Annotated in this window: 11 protein-coding genes; 6 read left to right on the top strand and 5 right to left on the bottom strand. The window is 71.3% G+C overall.

All coding sequences use genetic code 11. The features are described 5' to 3' along the window. The first annotated feature begins 7 nt into the window (after positions 1-7). Positions 8-469: a gamma-glutamylcyclotransferase family protein gene (locus tag ACFVYN_RS36310; RefSeq protein ID WP_390006379.1), complete on the top strand. Its 462-nt coding sequence runs from the start codon at positions 8-10 to the stop codon at positions 467-469. Here ACFVYN_RS36310 and ACFVYN_RS36305 read toward each other — a convergent pair. Together ACFVYN_RS36305 and ACFVYN_RS36300 are read right to left on the bottom strand one after the other, a co-directional pair. Continuing rightward, a complete protein-coding gene (locus tag ACFVYN_RS36305; protein ID WP_390006378.1) occupies positions 429-2540 on the bottom strand; it encodes a molybdopterin oxidoreductase family protein in 2112 nt (703 codons plus the stop codon). The genes ACFVYN_RS36310 and ACFVYN_RS36305 overlap by 41 nt on opposite strands. A gap of 114 nt (positions 2541-2654) precedes the next feature. Further along, positions 2655-3341: a vancomycin high temperature exclusion protein gene (locus tag ACFVYN_RS36300; RefSeq protein WP_390006377.1), complete on the bottom strand. Its 687-nt coding sequence runs from the start codon at positions 3339-3341 to the stop codon at positions 2655-2657. A gap of 211 nt (positions 3342-3552) precedes the next feature. On the opposite strand from ACFVYN_RS36300, the gene ACFVYN_RS36295 reads away from it, so the two are divergent. The 5 genes from ACFVYN_RS36295 (at position 3553) to ACFVYN_RS36275 (ending at position 10435) form a co-directional block, all read left to right on the top strand. Beyond that, a complete protein-coding gene (locus ACFVYN_RS36295) occupies positions 3553-4326 on the top strand; it encodes a sirohydrochlorin chelatase (protein ID WP_390006376.1) in 774 nt (257 codons plus the stop codon). Positions 4327-4368: 42 nt separating this feature from the next. Continuing rightward, positions 4369-5610 carry a deoxyguanosinetriphosphate triphosphohydrolase gene (locus ACFVYN_RS36290; RefSeq protein ID WP_390006375.1) on the top strand — a complete coding sequence of 414 codons (1242 nt, stop codon included), beginning with the start codon at positions 4369-4371 and terminating at the stop codon, positions 5608-5610. 188 nt (positions 5611-5798) lie between these two features. After that, entirely contained in the window at positions 5799-7064 is a 1266-nt protein-coding gene (locus ACFVYN_RS36285) for an NAD(P)/FAD-dependent oxidoreductase (RefSeq protein ID WP_390006373.1), read from the top strand. A gap of 29 nt (positions 7065-7093) precedes the next feature. Next, on the top strand, positions 7094-8998 hold the full coding sequence (gene dnaG, locus ACFVYN_RS36280) for a DNA primase (protein WP_390006371.1): 1905 nt from the start codon (positions 7094-7096) through the stop codon (positions 8996-8998). A gap of 147 nt (positions 8999-9145) precedes the next feature. Beyond that, positions 9146-10435 carry an RNA polymerase sigma factor gene (locus ACFVYN_RS36275; RefSeq protein WP_390006369.1) on the top strand — a complete coding sequence of 430 codons (1290 nt, stop codon included), beginning with the start codon at positions 9146-9148 and terminating at the stop codon, positions 10433-10435. Positions 10436-10508: 73 nt separating this feature from the next. Here the strand turns inward: ACFVYN_RS36275 and ACFVYN_RS36270 are convergent, their stop codons facing one another. From ACFVYN_RS36270 to ACFVYN_RS36260, 3 genes are all read right to left on the bottom strand, one after another. Continuing rightward, positions 10509-12437, bottom strand: a complete 1929-nt coding sequence (locus ACFVYN_RS36270) for an ABC transporter ATP-binding protein (RefSeq protein ID WP_390006368.1) — start codon at positions 12435-12437, stop codon at positions 10509-10511. Next, positions 12437-14170, bottom strand: a complete 1734-nt coding sequence (locus ACFVYN_RS36265) for an ABC transporter ATP-binding protein (RefSeq protein WP_390006367.1) — start codon at positions 14168-14170, stop codon at positions 12437-12439. The genes ACFVYN_RS36270 and ACFVYN_RS36265 overlap by 1 nt, the downstream gene beginning before the upstream one ends. 186 nt (positions 14171-14356) lie before the next feature. Next, on the bottom strand, positions 14357-15793 hold the full coding sequence (locus ACFVYN_RS36260; RefSeq protein WP_390006365.1) for an FGGY-family carbohydrate kinase: 1437 nt from the start codon (positions 15791-15793) through the stop codon (positions 14357-14359). Positions 15794-15925 lie beyond the last annotated feature (132 nt).

The following is a 15925-nucleotide window of genomic DNA, read 5'->3' as shown; positions in this document are numbered from 1 at the left end:
CGTTTCTGTGACCCCCGCGAGACTCCCGTTCTTCGTCTACGGCACCCTCCGCCCCGGCGAGGCCAACCACGACCTCTTCCTGCGCGGCCGCATCCGCTCCGAGGAACCGGGCCGCCTCACCGGCGCGCTGCTGTACGACGGGCCCGGCTATCCGTACGCCGTCGAGGGGGCCGGGGGAGAGGTCATGGGGGAACTCGTCACCCCGCGGACCGGCGCCTACGCCGAACTGCTCGCCGCCCTCGACGAGTTGGAGGAGTACACCCCGGGAGGACCGCGCAATCTCTACGAACGGGTCGCCCGGCAGGTGATCCGCACGGCCGACAGCACGTCTGTGCGCGCCTGGGTCTATGTGGCGGCTCCCCCCGTCGCCGCCCGTCTGCGCACCCACGGCAGACTCATCGAGAGCGGCGACTGGCTGCTCGGACGAGCTACCGCTCCACCGCCTCCACCCGCACCGCGCACGCCTTGAACTCCGGCATGCGGGAGGTCGGGTCCAGCGCAGGGTTGGTGAGGGTGTTGGCGCGGCCCTCGCCGTACCAGTGGAAGGGCATGAAGACGGTGTCCGGGCGGATGCCGAGGGTGATGCGGGCCGGTGCCACCGCCCGCCCGCGGCGCGAGACCACGGCCACCGGGTCGCCCTCGGCCGCCCCCAGCCGCTCCGCGAGCCGCGGGTGCAGCTCCACGAACGGGCCCGGCGCGGCGGCGTTCAGCTCGTCCACGCGGCGGGTCTGGGCGCCGGACTGGTACTGGGCCACGACCCGGCCGGTCGTCAGCAGCACCGGGTACTCCGCGTCGGGCTCCTCCGCGATCGCCCGGTGCGAGACGGGGACGAAGCGGGCCCGGCCGTCGGGGTGGGCGAAGCGGTCCAGGAAGAGGCGGGGGGTGCCCGGGTGGACGTCAGCGCTGCCCTCGCCCCCGGCCCCGGCCGGTGTCCCGGGCGTCGGGCACGGCCAGAACACCCCGTTCTCCTGCGCCAGTCGCCGGTAGGTGATCCCGGAGTAGTCGGCCGGGCCGCCCGCGCTCGCCCGGCGCAGCTCCTCGAAGACCTCCTCGGGGTCGGTCGGGAAGCCCTTCTCCACCCCGAGCCGGTCGGCGAGTTCGTGCAGGACGTCCAGGTCGCTGCGGATGCCGTCCGGTGGCGTGATCGCCTGCCGGCGCAGCAGCACCCGCCCCTCCAGGTTGGTCGTGGTGCCCGTCTCCTCGGCCCACTGCGTGACCGGCAGGACCACGTCCGCGAGGGCCGCCGTCTCCGACAGCACGACGTCACAGACGGCGAGGAAGTCGAGGGACTTGACGCGCTCCTCGATGTGCGCGGCGTGCGGTGCCGACACCACCGGGTTGGAGCCCATCAGCAGCAGCGACTTGATGTCCGTGCCGAGCGCGTCGAGCAACTCGTAGGCGCTGCGGCCCGGTCCGGGCAGCGAGTCGGGGTCCACGCCCCACACCTCGGCGACATGCGCCCGCGCCGCCGGGTCGTCCAGCTTGCGGTAGCCGGGCAACTGGTCGGCCTTCTGGCCGTGTTCGCGCCCGCCCTGTCCGTTGCCCTGCCCGGTCAGACAGCCGTATCCGCTGTACGGCCGTCCCGCCCGCCCGGTCGCCAGGCACAGGTTGATCCACGCGCTCACGGTGTCGGTGCCCTTGGACTGCTGCTCGGGCCCGCGCGCGGTGAGCACCATCGCGGACTCCGGCTCGCAGAACAGCCGTACCGTCTCGCGCAGTTGGGGCACCGGCACCCCGGTGATCCGCTCCACGTACTCCGGCCAGTGGGCCATCGCGGCGGCCCGCGCGTCCTCCCAGCCGGCCGTGCGCTCACTGACGTACTCCTCGTCGACCAGGCCGTCCGCCACCACCAGGTGCAGCAGCCCGAGCGCGAGGGCGAGGTCCGTGCCGGGCCGGGGCATCAGATGCAGGTCGGCCTGCTCGGCGGTCCTGGTGCGGCGCGGGTCGATGACGATCAGCGTGCCGCCGTTCTCCCGCAGTTCGGTGAAGAACCGCAGGGACGGCGGCATGGTCTCGGCGAGGTTCGAGCCGACGAGGATCACACAGCCGGACTTCGGGATGTCCTCCAGCGGGAAGGGCAGCCCGCGGTCCAGGCCGAACGCCTTCATGCCACCGGCCGCCGCGGACGACATGCAGAAACGCCCGTTGTAGTCGATCTGCGAGGTGCCGAGGACGACCCGCGCGAACTTGCCCAGCGTGTACGCCTTCTCGTTGGTGAGGCCGCCGCCGCCGAAGACCCCGCACGCGTCCGGGCCATGCTCCGTGCGCGTGCGGGACAGCCCCTCGGCGATCCGGTCCAGCGCCTCGTCCCACGTGGCGGGCACGAGCGTGCCCCCGGAGCGCACCAACGGGGAGGTCAGACGCACCCGGGACGAGAGCACCGCGGGCGCGGTGCGGCCTTTGCTGCACAGCGCCCCCCGGTTCACCGGGAAGTCCGCGCGCTCGCTCACCTCGACGGTCCCGTCCGGAGCGGGGGTCAGGTTCATGCCGCACTGCAGGGCGCAGTACGGGCAGTGCGTGGGCGTCACGGAGTTCTGCATGTCCTTCAGCGTGCGTCGGCCGTGTTACGCCGGGGACGGCTCCGTGTTACGCGCCCAAGACGGCGACCTCCCCTGTGACATCCCCAAGCGGTGAGGAACGCGGGCTGCCCAAGGTCAGTGCCCCGAGGCCAGCGCGTTCGTCACACCCGGCTCCTTCGGTCCCAGGAACCGCGGGTCAGGCCGGAACACCACGTCCACGGCCGCCTTGCCCGCCGCGAAGAGCTCCCGCGTGCCGCCGTAGTACCAGGTGGCGTTGTGCCTGTCGGTCACGGCGACGCCGTACGAGGTGATGCCCGCCGCCTGGCAGAGCGCGACCGCGCGCCGGATGTGGAAGCCCTGGCTGATGAGGACCGCCTTGTGCACGCCGAAGATCTTCCTGGCACGGACGCAGGAGTCCCAGGTGTCGAAGCCGGCGTAGTCGCTGACGATCCGGGTTTCCGGGACGCCGTGCCGCGTCAGATAGGCGCGCATGGCGTCGGGCTCGTCGTAGTCCCTGCGGCTGTTGTCACCGGTGACGAGGACGACCCTGATCCGCCCGTCCCGGTACAACTCCGCCGCCGCGTCGAGCCGGTGGGCGAGATACGGCGACGGCTCGCCGCCCCACAGGCCGGCACCGAAGACCACGGCCACCTCGGTGCGGGGCGCGTCGGCCGTCGTCCGCAGCCGGCCGTCCGTCACGACGTACATCCAGGTGGACGGCAGCAGCGCCAGCACACACCCCGCCATCACGGCCTGCACGAGCCTGCGCCGCCCGGCACGCGTGCGTGGCAGACGCGGTCTGCGTACCCTCGGCAGTCGCATCGGACGGTCCTCCCGGTCGGTCGCTCGACAAGCAGAGACGTGCCGGCGGGCCCGTCGGTTCGTCCACCGGCGCGTGACCAGGCTCACTTGCCGCTCGCGAAGCCGCAGGTCACGTCTCCTCACACCGTGCTGCCCCGCACGGTGATCCGCCGGAAAACACGCGTGATTGCCAGGAAACGGGGAGGCAACCTCCGGCCGCGACCATCGAAGCATGAACCGGATCAGCAGCCAGCCCAGTCTCGTCTCCCTCGACGACAGGCGCCGCGCCGAGCCGCCCGCGCTCGTCCTGGTGGCCCACGGCAGCCGTGACCCGCGCACTCTGAAGACGGTTCACGAACTCCTCGACCAGGTCCACGAGCAGCGCCCCGACCTGCCGGTGCACCTGGGCCACATCGAGCTCAACGAGCCGCTGCTGCCGGACACGCTGGCGAAACTCGGCAACGCCGAGGCGGTCCTGGTCCCGCTCCTGCTCTCCCGCGGCTACCACGTGAAGCGCGACATCCCGGAGATGGCGGCGGCCTCCGCGGCACGCACCCGCGTGGCGGCTCCGCTGGGCCCGCATCCGCTGCTGGTGGACACCCTGTACGCCCGTCTGGTGGAGGCGGGCTGGCGCACGGACGAGGAGACCCGCCGTACCGGCGCGGTGGTCCTCGCGGCGGCTGGCTCCCGCGACCCGGACTCGGCCGTGGACACCCGCCGCACGGCGCACCTCCTCTCGGACCGCCTGGGCGTCCCCGTGGTCCCGGCCTACGCCTCCGCGGCGACCCCGACGGTCGACACCGCGATCCGCGCACTGGCGGCGCGGGGCCGCGACCAGGTGGCGGTGGCGTCGTACTTCACGGCCCCCGGCCTGTTCGCCACGCAGTGCGCGGAGAAGGCCCCGTGGATCGCGGCAGCCCCCTTGGGCACGCACCCCGCGATGGCCGACCTGATCCTGCACCGCTACGACCAGGCATCCGCCTCGCAGGCGACCGCGGCCGCCTGAGGGAGCAGGCGAATTGTCAGTCCGTGCCCGTACTGTCGAGGCATGCCGTACGACCTGCAGTCAACCGAACGCTGGGCCCCAGAACCCGACAAGCGCCCCGGCCGCACCGCCTTCCAACGCGACCGCGCCCGCATCCTCCACTCCGCCGCGCTCAGAAGGCTCGCCGGCAAGACCCAGGTCGTCACACCGGGAACCCTCAGCCAGGCGTGGGACGCCAGCCCCCGCACCCGCCTCACCCACTCGCTGGAGTGCGCCCAGGTCGGCCGTGAGCTCGGCTCGGCCCTCGGCTGCGACCCCGACCTGGTGGAGGCCGCCTGTCTCGCCCACGACCTCGGTCACCCGCCCTTCGGCCACAACGGCGAACAGGCACTCAACGAATTCGCCGACGACTGCGGCGGCTTCGAGGGCAACGCCCAGTCCCTGCGGCTCCTGACCCGCATCGAGCCCAAGCGCTTCACCGAAGAGGGCTCGGTGGGGTTGAACCTCACCAGGGCCACCCTCGACGCGGCCACCAAATACCCCTGGCCCCGCGGCGGGCACCCGTCCCGCAAGTTCGGCGTCTACGAGGACGACCGCCCCGTCTTCGACTGGATCCGCAAGGACGCCCCCGACACCCGCACCACCTTCGAGGCCCAGGTCATGGACTGGGCCGACGACGTGGCCTACTCGGTCCACGACGTCGAGGACGGCCTGCACGCGGGCCACATCGACCCCAACTGCCTGCACGCCGAACCCGAACGCCGGGCGGTCTTCGAGGTCGCCCTCGGCAGGTACGTCCCCGAGGACACCGACCCCGCCGAACTCGCCGCCGCACTGGACCGGCTCCAGGAACAACCGTGGTGGCCGCACGGCTACGACGGCTCGGCCGTGGCCCAGGCCCGCCTCAAGGACGCCACCAGCCAGCTCATCGGCCGCTTCTGCCTGTCCGCCGAGGCCGCCACCCGCGAGCGGTACGGCACCGGGAGACTCACCAGGTACGGCGCCGAACTCGTCGTACCCCACGGGACCCGCCTGGAGTGCGCGGTCCTCAAGGCCGTCGCCGACCGGTACGTCATGCAGCGCGCCGAGCAGGAGCGGCTGCGGGCCGACCAGCGGATCGTGGTCGCCGAACTCGCCGAGGCGCTCACTGTCCGCGCCCCGGACGGCCTCGATCCGCAGTTCCGCGCGCTGTTCGACCGGGCGTCCGACGACCGCGCGCGCAAGCGGGTGATCGTCGACCAGATCGCCTCGCTCACCGACGCGTCGGCACGTTCGCTTCACGCCCGTCTCACGGACCACCTGTGATGCTTGCGGGGCAGAAGTAACGCAGAGAGGACCGGAGTGACATGAATCGTGCCCGAATGTGACCCTCCGTGGCCTGATCGGGCCACTCCCTCTTCCCCCATCACACTCCGTGCGGGACGCTCCCCTGTGGCGGCACCCGCAGTGTTTTCTGGGGGGACGCCCCCCAGACCCCCCGTAGGAGGCATCAAGTGGTCGACGCGGATCAGACATTTGTCATCGTCGGAGGAGGTCTCGCCGGCGCGAAGGCGGCCGAGACGCTCAGGGCAGAGGGCTTCACCGGCCGCGTGATACTGATCTGCGACGAACGCGACCACCCCTACGAGCGCCCGCCGCTCTCCAAGGGCTACCTCCTCGGCAAGGAGGAGCGCGACAGCGTCTTCGTCCACGAACCCGCCTGGTACGCGCAGCACGACATCGAGCTGCACCTCGGCGAGACCGTGGACGCCATCGACCGTGCGGCGAAGACGGTCCGCTTCGGCGCGGACGGCACCGCCGTCCGCTACGACAAGCTGCTGCTGGCGACGGGCGCGGAGCCGCGCCGGCTGGACATCCCGGGCACCGACCTCGCGGGCGTCCACCATCTGCGCCGCCTCGCCCACGCGGAGCGCCTCAAGGGCGTCCTGGCCACCCTGGGCAGGGACAACGGCCACCTCGTGATCGCCGGCGCCGGCTGGATCGGCCTGGAGGTCGCGGCGGCGGCCCGGGAGTACGGCGCCGAGGTCACCGTCGTCGAACCCCTGTCGACCCCGCTGCACTCCGTCCTCGGCCCGGAGCTCGGCAACCTCTTCGCCGAGCTGCACCGCGAGCGCGGCGTCCGCTTCCACTTCGGCGCCAGGCTGACGGAGATCGTCGGACAGGACGGCATGGTCCTCGCGGCCCGGACCGACGACGGCGAGGAGCACCCCGCGCACGACGTCCTCGCGGCGGTCGGCGCGGCCCCGCGCGTCGCTCTCGCCGAGGCGGCCGGGCTCGAACTGGCCGACCGGGCGCACGGCGGTGGCATCGCCGTGGACGGACAACTGCGCACCTCCGACCCGGACATCTACGCGGCCGGCGACGTGGCCTCCTTCCACCACGCCCTCTTCGGCAACCGGCTCCGGGTCGAGCACTGGGCCAACGCGCTCAACGGCGGCCCGGCGGCGGCGCGCGCGATGCTGGGCCGCCAGGTGACGTACGACCGGGTGCCCTACTTCTTCTCCGACCAGTACGACCTGGGCATGGAGTACAGCGGCTGGGCGCCCCCCGGCTCGTACGACGAAGTGGTGATCCGGGGAGACGCCGGGAAGCGGGAGTTCATCGCCTTCTGGGTGCAGCAGGGCCGTGTGCTGGCCGGGATGAACGTCAACGTGTGGGACGTCACGGAGCCGATCCAGGAACTGATCCGGTCCGGGGCTCAGGTGGACACGGAGGCGCTGGCGGACCCGCACGTTCCCCTCGTCAGCCTCGTCCCGTAGGTGTCAGTAGCTCCCCGTAGACTTCACGCGTGGCAGGACGGATCAACGACGAGGACGTGAAGGCGGTACGGGACGCGGTCCCGATCGACGCCGTGGTGTCCGAGTACCTCCAGCTGCGCAACGCGGGCGGTGGCAACCTCAAGGGCCTGTGTCCCTTCCACGACGAGAAGTCGCCGTCCTTCCAGGTCAGTCCGAGCAAGGGCCTCTTCCACTGCTTCGGCTGCCAGGAGGGCGGCGACACCATCACGTTCGTGATGAAGGTCGACCACCTCACCTTCTCGGAGTCGGTCGAGCGCCTGGCCGCCCAGGCCGGCATCACCCTGCGGTACGAGGAGGGCGGCTACAACCCCTCCCACCAGCGCGGCGAGCGCATCCGCCTGGTCGAGGCCCACAAGATCGCCGCCGACTGGTACATGGAACAGCTGGCCACCAGCCCGGAGGCCGACACCGGCCGCCAGTTCCTCGCCGAGCGCGGCTTCGACCAGGCCGCCGCCGCGCACTTCTCCGTCGGCTACAGCCCCCAGGGCTGGGACCACCTCACCCGCTACCTGCGTGGCAAGGGCTTCAGCGACAAGGAGATCCTCCTGTCCGGTCTCGCCCAGGAAGGCCGCCGCGGCCCCATCGACCGCTTCCGCGGCCGTCTGATGTGGCCCATCCGCGACATCGGCGGAGACGTCGTCGGCTTCGGCGCGAGAAAGCTCTACGAGTCGGACAACGGACCCAAGTACCTCAACACACCCGACACCGCGATCTACCGGAAGTCCCAGGTCCTCTACGGCATCGACCTCGCGAAGAAGGACATCGCCAAGGCGTCCCGCGCGGTCGTCGTCGAGGGCTACACCGACGTCATGGCCTGCCACCTCGCCGGCGTCACCACCGCCATCGCGACCTGCGGCACCGCCTTCGGCACCGACCACATCAAGATCCTGCGCCGCCTCCTCATGGACAACGGCTCGGCCCGCGTGATCTTCACCTTCGACGGCGACTCGGCCGGCCAGAAGGCCGCCCTGCGCGCCTTCGAGGACGACCAGAAGTTCGCCGCCGAGACCTACATCGCGATCGCCCCGGACGGCATGGACCCCTGCGACCTGCGCCTCGCCAAGGGCGACGACGCGGTCGCCGACCTGGTCGAACCCCGCACCCCGCTCTTCGAGTTCGCGCTGCGCCAGATCGTCGTCCGCTACGACCTCGACACCCCCGCCGGCCGCGCCGCCGCCCTGGACGAGGCCGCCCCGATCGTCGCCCGCATCAAGAACAGCGGCGCCCAGCACGAGGTCGCCGTCCAGCTCGCCGGCATGCTCGGCATCCTCGACACCCAGTTCGTGGTCAAGCGGGTGGCCCAGCTGGCCCGGTGGGCCCGCGACCGCGGCGGCAAGGGACCGGCCCCCTCGGGACGCGGCCCGCAGCAGCGGCAGTACGACACCGTCCACCGCCCCGCCGTCTCCGGCCCGGCCCTCACCCTGCGCAACCCCGTCTACGCCACCGAGCGCGAGCTGCTCAAACTCGCCCTGCAGCGCCCCGAACTGGTCTCCCCGGCCTTCGACGCGTACGGCATGGACGAGTTCACCGCCCCGCCCTACGCCGCCGTACGCCAGGCCATCATGGACGCGGGCGGCGCGGAGTACGGCGTCCAGGACTCCCAGGACTACCTCGTGAGGGTCCGCGAGGCCGCCCCCGACGACGCGGTCCGCGCGATGGTCACCGAGCTGGCCGTCGAGGCGATCATGCGGCGCACGGTCGACGAGAACTACGCCGGCGAACAACTGGTCACGGTCCGCCGCAGAGCCGTCGCCCGTCGGCTCACCGAACTCCAGGGCGTCCTGACCCGGCTCGGCCACTCGGACCCGGCCCAGTCGGCCGCCGTCCAGAACGAGATGATGATCCTTACCCGCTACGACCGAGCCCTCCAGGACGAGGGTCCCTCCGCCCTCTGACCCGTGCGCCACCCCTCATCAGCGGTTTCGAGTCCCGCAGGGCCGCGCACGCGCAGGGTGTAGTAACCACCTGGTCACGGACCGGACTCAAAAAGTCACCGCACGCCCCTCGTGGCGGCGATGTGTCGTACTCCACACTGGGTTCCGGTGCCTGAGTCCTCGGAGCGCGGCCGATCCGTCCCCAACGGGTCCCAGACCCCCGCGGTTCCGCTCATCGCGTACGGGACGGACAGCGGCGAGGCCGCCGACTCCGCCCCCGAAGTACCGCTGCCGTACTCCTTGGCAGCGATCATCCTGGAGGTCGCCCCCGTGCAGACCCAGACCCTCACACAGACCGAGAACAGTACGGACGACACGACAGAGCAGGACGCCGAGCCCGACGTACTCGTCGCGGTGCCCCCGCAGAACCGTGTCGCGCACCACCCCGAGGCGGAACCGGACACCCCGCCCGCCGAACTCCTCGCGAACGTGGAGACCGAGCCGGCCGAGCCGCCCGAGCCGCCCCGCCGCCGCGTCGACACCGGCGGCCCGTCCTCGGACCTGTTCCGCCAGTACCTGCGGGAGATCGGACGCATCCCGCTGCTCACCGCGGCCGAGGAGGTCGACCTCGCCCGCCGGGTCGAGGCCGGTCTGTTCGCCGAGGAGAAACTGAGCAACGCCCCCGACCTGGACAGCCAGTTGGCGCTCGACCTGGACCGGCTCGTCGTGCTGGGCAGGATGGCCAAGCGCCGCCTCATCGAGGCGAACCTGCGGCTCGTCGTGTCCGTCGCGAAACGGTACGTCGGCCGCGGCCTGACCATGCTCGACCTGGTGCAGGAAGGCAACCTGGGCCTGATCCGCGCGGTCGAGAAGTTCGACTACGCCCGCGGCTACAAGTTCTCGACCTACGCCACCTGGTGGATCCGCCAGGCCATGTCCCGGGCCCTCGCCGACCAGGCCCGGACGATCCGGGTCCCGGTCCACGTCGTCGAGCTGATCAACCGGGTCGTCCGCGTCCAGCGCCGGATACTCCAGGAACGCGGCTACGAACCGACCCCGGAGGAGGTCGCGGCCCAGCTCGACCTCGCCCCGGAACGGGTCAGCGAGGTCCTACGCCTGGCCCAGGAACCGGTGTCCCTGCACGCCCCGGTGGGCGAGGAGGACGATGTCGCCCTCGGTGACCTCATCGAGGACGGGGACGCGGCCTCACCGGTCGAGTCGGCGGCGTTCCTGCTGCTCAGGGAGCACCTGGAAGCGGTCCTGTCGACCCTGGGCGAGCGCGAGCGCAAGGTCGTCCAGCTCCGGTACGGCCTGGCCGACGGCCGCCCGCGCACCCTGGAGGAGATCGGCCGGATCTTCGGAGTGACCCGGGAGCGGATACGCCAGATCGAGTCCAAGACGCTGAACAAGCTGCGGGACCACGCCTTCGCGGATCAGCTCAGGGGCTATCTGGATTGACGCCGGGTGCGGGTGCGTGGGGGCTGGTCGCGCAGTTCCCCGCGCCCCTGGTGGGTCCAGCCCCCCGCGGTGATCAGTCCACCTCGGCCACCGCCTGCGCGAACTGTGCCTGGTACAGCCGCGCGTACGCCCCGTTCGCCTCCAACAGGTCCGTGTGCGTGCCCTGTTCGACGATCGAGCCGTTCTCCATCACCAGGATGGTGTCGGCGTCGCGGATCGTCGACAGGCGGTGCGCGATGACGAACGACGTGCGGCCGTGCGCCAGTTTGGCCATCGCCTTCTGGATCAGGACCTCGGTGCGGGTGTCCACCGAACTCGTCGCCTCGTCGAGGACCAGGATCACCGGGTCCGACAGGAACGCCCGGGCGATGGTGATGAGCTGCTTCTCACCCGCGCTCACCCCGCTGCCCTCGTCGTCGATCACGGTGTCGTAGCCCTCGGGCAGCGTCCGGACGAACCGGTCCGCGTGGGCCGCCCGCGCCGCCTCCTCGATCTCGCCCCGGGTGACCTCGCGCGCGGCGCCGTACGCGATGTTCTCCGCGATCGTGCCGCCGAACAGCCAGGTGTCCTGGAGGACCATGCCGATCCCGGCGCGCAGGTCGTCCCGGGACATCGTCGCGATGTCCACGCCGTCGAGGGTGATCCGGCCGCCCGAGACGTCGTAGAACCGCATGAGGAGGTTGACCAGGGTGGTCTTTCCGGCTCCCGTGGGGCCGACGATCGCGACCGTGTGTCCGGGTTCGACCTTCAGCGAGAGGTCCTCGATGAGCGGCTTGTCGGGGTCGTAGCGGAAGGAGACGTGCTCCAGGGCGACCCGCCCGCGCAGTTCCTCGGGCTTCGCGCTCGGCATCGGGTCCGCCTCCTGCTCCTCCGCGTCCAGGAGCTCGAAGATCCGCTCCGCCGAGGCGACACCCGACTGCACGAGGTTCGCCATCGACGCGACCTGCGTCAGCGGCATCGAGAACTGCCGGGAGTACTGGATGAAGGCCTGCACGTCACCGATGGACAGCGAACCGGAGGCGACCCGCAGCCCGCCCACGACCGCCACCAGGACGTAGTTGATGTTGGAGACGAACATCATCAGCGGCTGCATGACCCCGCTGTTGAACTGCGCCTTGAACCCGGCCTCGTACAGCGCCTCGTTCTGCTCGGCGAACTGCGCCGCCGACTCGTCCTGACGGCCGAACACCTTCACCAGGTTGTGCCCGGTGTACATCTCCTCGATGTGGGCGTTGAGCTTGCCCGTGGTGCGCCACTGCTGCACGAAGTGCGGCTGCGAGCGCTTGCCCACGCGCGTGGCGACGACGAACGACAACGGCACGGTGACGAGTGCGACCAGGGCCAGCAGCCAGGAGACCCAGAACATCATCGCGAGCACGCCGATGATGGTGAGCAGCGAGTTGATCAGCTGGCCCATCGACTGCTGCAGGGTCTGACCGATGTTGTCGATGTCGTTCGTGGCCCGGGACAGGACCTCGCCGCGCTGGCGCTTGTCGAAGTACGACAGCGGCAGCCGCGACATCTTCGTCTGCACGTTCTCGCGCATCCGGAACATCGTGCGGTTGACGGTCCGGTTGACCAGCCGCGTCGCCACCGCCATCAGCAGCCCCGCGACGAGGAACACCCCGACCGCGATCAACAGCACATGTCCCACGGCGGTGAAGTCGATGCCCTCGCCGGGTGTGAAGTCGGTGCTGCGGAGCATGTCGGCGACCTGACCGTCGCCGCGCGCCCGCATCTGCGCGAGGACCTCTTCCTTGCTCGCGCCGGCGGGCATCTGCCGTCCGACGATGCCCGCGAAGACCAGGTCGGTGGCCTCGCCGAGGATCTTCGGCCCGACCACGTTCAGGCCGACGCTCAGCACGACGCAGAGCAGCATCGCGTAGAGGGTCAGCCGCTCCGGCTTGAACTGGGCGAGCAGCCGCCTGCCGGACACCTTGAAGTCGATCGACCGGTTCTCGGGACCGCCGCCCGCCATCATGCGCCCCATGGGCCCGGCCATCAGGCAGCCTCCGCTTCCGTGAGCTGGGAGAGCACGATCTCCCGGTAGGTCTCGTTGTCCGCCATCAGTTCGCGGTGGGTGCCGGTGCCGACGACCCGGCCCTCGTCGAGGACGACGATCCGGTCGGCCTCGCGGATGGTGGCTACCCGCTGGGCGACGATCACGACGGTCGCCTCCGAGGTCTCCTCGGCGAGCGCCGCGCGAAGGGCCGCGTCGGTCGCGTAGTCGAGGGCGGAGAAGGAGTCGTCGAACAGGTAGATCTCCGGCCGCTGCACGAGCGTGCGCGCGATCGCGAGCCGCTGCCGCTGACCGCCGGAGACGTTGGTGCCGCCCTGCGCGATGGGGGAGTCGAGGCCGTTCTCCAGCCCCTCGACGAAGCCCTTGGCCTGCGCCACCTCCAGCGCGTGCCACAGCTCCTCGTCGGTGGCGTCCGGATTGCCGTAGCGGAGATTGGTCGCCACGGTCCCCGCGAAGAGATACGGCTTCTGCGGCACGAGCCCGACGGTCTTGGCCAGCAGCACCGGCTCGATCTCGGCGACGGCCACCCCGTCGACGAGGACCTCGCCGTCGGTCGCGTCGAACAGCCGGGGGACGAGCCCCAGCAGGGTGGACTTGCCGCTGCCGGTCGAGCCGATCACGGCGGTCACCTCGCCGGGCCGGGCCACCAGGTCGATCGCCCTGAGCACCGGCTCCTCGGCGCCCGGATAGCGGAAGCCGGCCCCCCGGATCTCCAGATGCCCGTGCCGTCGCAGCTCCCGGACGGGGGCCAGGGGCGGCACCACGCTGGAGGACGTGTCGAGGACCTCCTGGATGCGCTCGGCGCACACCTCCGCGCGCGGCACCATCATGAACATGAAGGTGGCCATCATCACGGACATGACGATCTGCATCAGATAGGCGAGGAACGCGGTCAGATCGCCGATCTGCATCCCGCCGCTGTCGATCCGGTGGGCGCCGAACCACACCACGGCGATCGAGGACAGGTTCACCGTCGTCATCACCACGGGGAACATCAGCGCGAGCAGGTTGCCGGTCTTGAGGGAGATCTCTGTCAGGTCGCTGTTCGCCTTCCGGAAGCGGTCCTCCTCGTAGCTGTCGCGCACGAACGCCCGGATGACCCGGTTGCCGGTGATCTGCTCGCGCAGCACCCGGTTCACCGTGTCGAGACGCACCTGCATGGACCGGAACAGGGGCCGCAGCCGCCGTACGATCAACGTCACACAGATGCCCAGCGTGGGCACCACGGCCACCAGTACCGCGGACAGCGGCACGTCCAGGCCGAGCGCCAGCACGATGCCGCCCACGCACATGATGGGCGCCGACACCAGCAGGGTGAACGTCATCAGGGCCAGCATCTGGACCTGCTGCACGTCATTGGTCGTACGCGTGATCAGCGTGGGCGCGCCGAACTGGCCGACCTCGCGCGCCGAGAACGACTGCACCCGGTCGAAGACCGCCGCCCGCAGGTCCCGGCCGAGCGCGGCGGCGGTCCGGGCGCCGTAGAACACGGCTCCGATGTTGCACACCACCTGCACCAGCGAGATGCCGATCATCAGGGCGCCGAAGCTGAGGATGTAGCCGGTGTCTCCGTTCACGACACCGTGGTCGATGATGTCCGCGTTCAGCGTGGGCAGGTAGAGGGTGGCGCAGGTCTGCAGGAACTGCAGCAGCACCAGGATGGTGATGGGTTTCTTGTAGGGCCTGAGATAGGTCCGCAGAAGTCGTATGAGCACGCTACGTCTCTCGGAGTCGGCGACGGGGCGGGTGGTTGCCCCTGGCCCCTATCGTCGGGCACTCCACCCGTGTTACCTCAACCGATTAAGCCGACAGCAGTGCCTCGTACCGTCTTACGGGTCCCCGCGGCCACCCACTCCTACCGGATTCTCATCTTCCGGGCTCCGGCGGAAGGCGCCCGGGGTCTAGCGGAACGCCCCCGGGTACGTCTGCTCCCGCACCGACACGTACTGCTGCCGCACCGCCTGTCCCACCGCCAGCTCCTCGCCCGGCTCCAGGACCTGCGCGGCCGGACCCTGCCACATCGGCGGGGTCCGCGGGTCGAGGGTGCCCTGCGACACCCCGAGCGCCCAGGCCGCCTGCCGGGCGGCACCCATCGCCGCGTAGTCCGCCGGCTGCGGCACGACGACCTGCGCGCCGAACAGCGCGGGCGCGGCGGCCTGTACGGCGGACAGCTCGGCGGCCGCCCCCAGCAGGAAGACCCGCCGCACCTCGACCCCCCGGCCGCGCAGCACGTCGAGCGCATCGGCGAGCCCGCACAGCATGCCCTCGAACGCGGCCCGCGCCAGATGCTCAGGCTTCATCGACTCGCGCCTGAGGCCCGTCAGCGTCCCCGCGGTGTGCGGCAGGTTCGGCGTCCGCTCACCTTCCAGATAGGGCAGCAGTACGAGGCCGTGGGCGCCCGGCGTCGACTTCATCGCCAGGTCGGACAGGCTCTCCAGATCACCGAGGCCGAGCATCTCGGCGGCCCCGCGCAGGGTCCGTACGGCGTTCAGGGTGGTGACGACGGGCAGGTGCATGCCGGTCGCGTCGGCCAGGGAGGTGATCATCCCGGTGTTGTCGACGAGCGCCTCGCGGTGCACGGCCATCACGGACCCGGACGCGCCCAGCGAGACGACGGCGTCCCCGAGCCCGATCCCGAGACCGAAGGCGGCGGCCATGGTCTCCCCGGTCCCGGCGGAGATCAGCAGCCCCTCCGGGGTCGTACCGGCCGCGTCCGAGGGGCCGATCACCTCGGGCAGCATCGCCGGGTGGCCGAGGGCCAGCTCGACGAGGTCGGAGCGGTAGGCGCCGGTGGCGGCGGACCAGTAGCCGGTCCCGGAGGCGCCGCCGCGGTCGGTGGTCCTTCGCACCGGCCGGCCGAGCAGCTGCCACACCAGCCAGTCGTGCGCCTGGAGGAGCACGGCGGTGCGCAGAGCGGCGTCCGGCTCCGTTTTGTTCAGCCAGCGCAGCTTGGTGACGGGCTGCGCGGCCTGGGGCACACATCCCACCGCCTGCGCCCACGCCTCGCGCCCGCCGAGCGCGTCGACCAGGTCGGCCGCGGCGACCTGCGCGCGCTTGTCGCCGCCGACCATGGCGGGGCGCACGGTGTTGCCCTGGGCGTCGAGCGGCACGACGGCGTTCTGCTGGGCCGACACACCAATGGCCTGCACTCCTTCGAGGAGACCGCCACCGGCGGCCTCACCGAGGGACAGCAGCCAGGCCTGGGGGTCGACGTCGGACGGGCGGCCTTCGACCGGGTGCGGCGCGTACCCCTGTTTGAGCACGGCACCCGTGTCCGCGTCGCAGACGACGATGCGAGTGAATTCGGGTGAGCTGTCCAACCCGGCGACTATCCCCATGGCGCAAATTCTATGGGCGTAGCGTCCCGGCGGTGCGCGCGACCGCGGGGGCGGGGGGGGGGGCCGCCGGGGGCCCCCCCCCCCGGGGGGGGGGGGGCCGTGGGTGGAGGGGGGGGGGGGGCCCCCCGCGGC

Origin of the sequence: Streptomyces sp. NPDC058307 (genome assembly GCF_042880295.1) — a bacterium.
In the GTDB taxonomy this organism is placed as follows: Bacteria; Actinomycetota; Actinomycetes; order Streptomycetales; family Streptomycetaceae; genus Streptomyces.
The sequence above is the reverse complement of the archived record's forward strand: the minus strand, read 5'-3'. Positions and strand labels throughout refer to the sequence as shown.

Bases quoted from the DNA above. Each gene is read 5' to 3' on its own strand.
- ACFVYN_RS36270 (WP_390006368.1), bottom strand. From the start codon at position 12,437: ATGGCCGGGCCCATGGGGCGCATGATGGCGGGCGGCGGTCCCGAGAAC.
- ACFVYN_RS36295 (WP_390006376.1), top strand. From the start codon at position 3,553: ATGAACCGGATCAGCAGCCAGCCCAGTCTCGTCTCCCTCGACGACAGG.
- ACFVYN_RS36290 (WP_390006375.1), top strand. From the start codon at position 4,369: ATGCCGTACGACCTGCAGTCAACCGAACGCTGGGCCCCAGAACCCGAC.
- ACFVYN_RS36300 (WP_390006377.1), bottom strand. From the start codon at position 3,341: ATGCGACTGCCGAGGGTACGCAGACCGCGTCTGCCACGCACGCGTGCC.
- ACFVYN_RS36260 (WP_390006365.1), bottom strand. From the start codon at position 15,793: ATGGGGATAGTCGCCGGGTTGGACAGCTCACCCGAATTCACTCGCATC.
- ACFVYN_RS36305 (WP_390006378.1), bottom strand. From the start codon at position 2,540: ATGCAGAACTCCGTGACGCCCACGCACTGCCCGTACTGCGCCCTGCAG.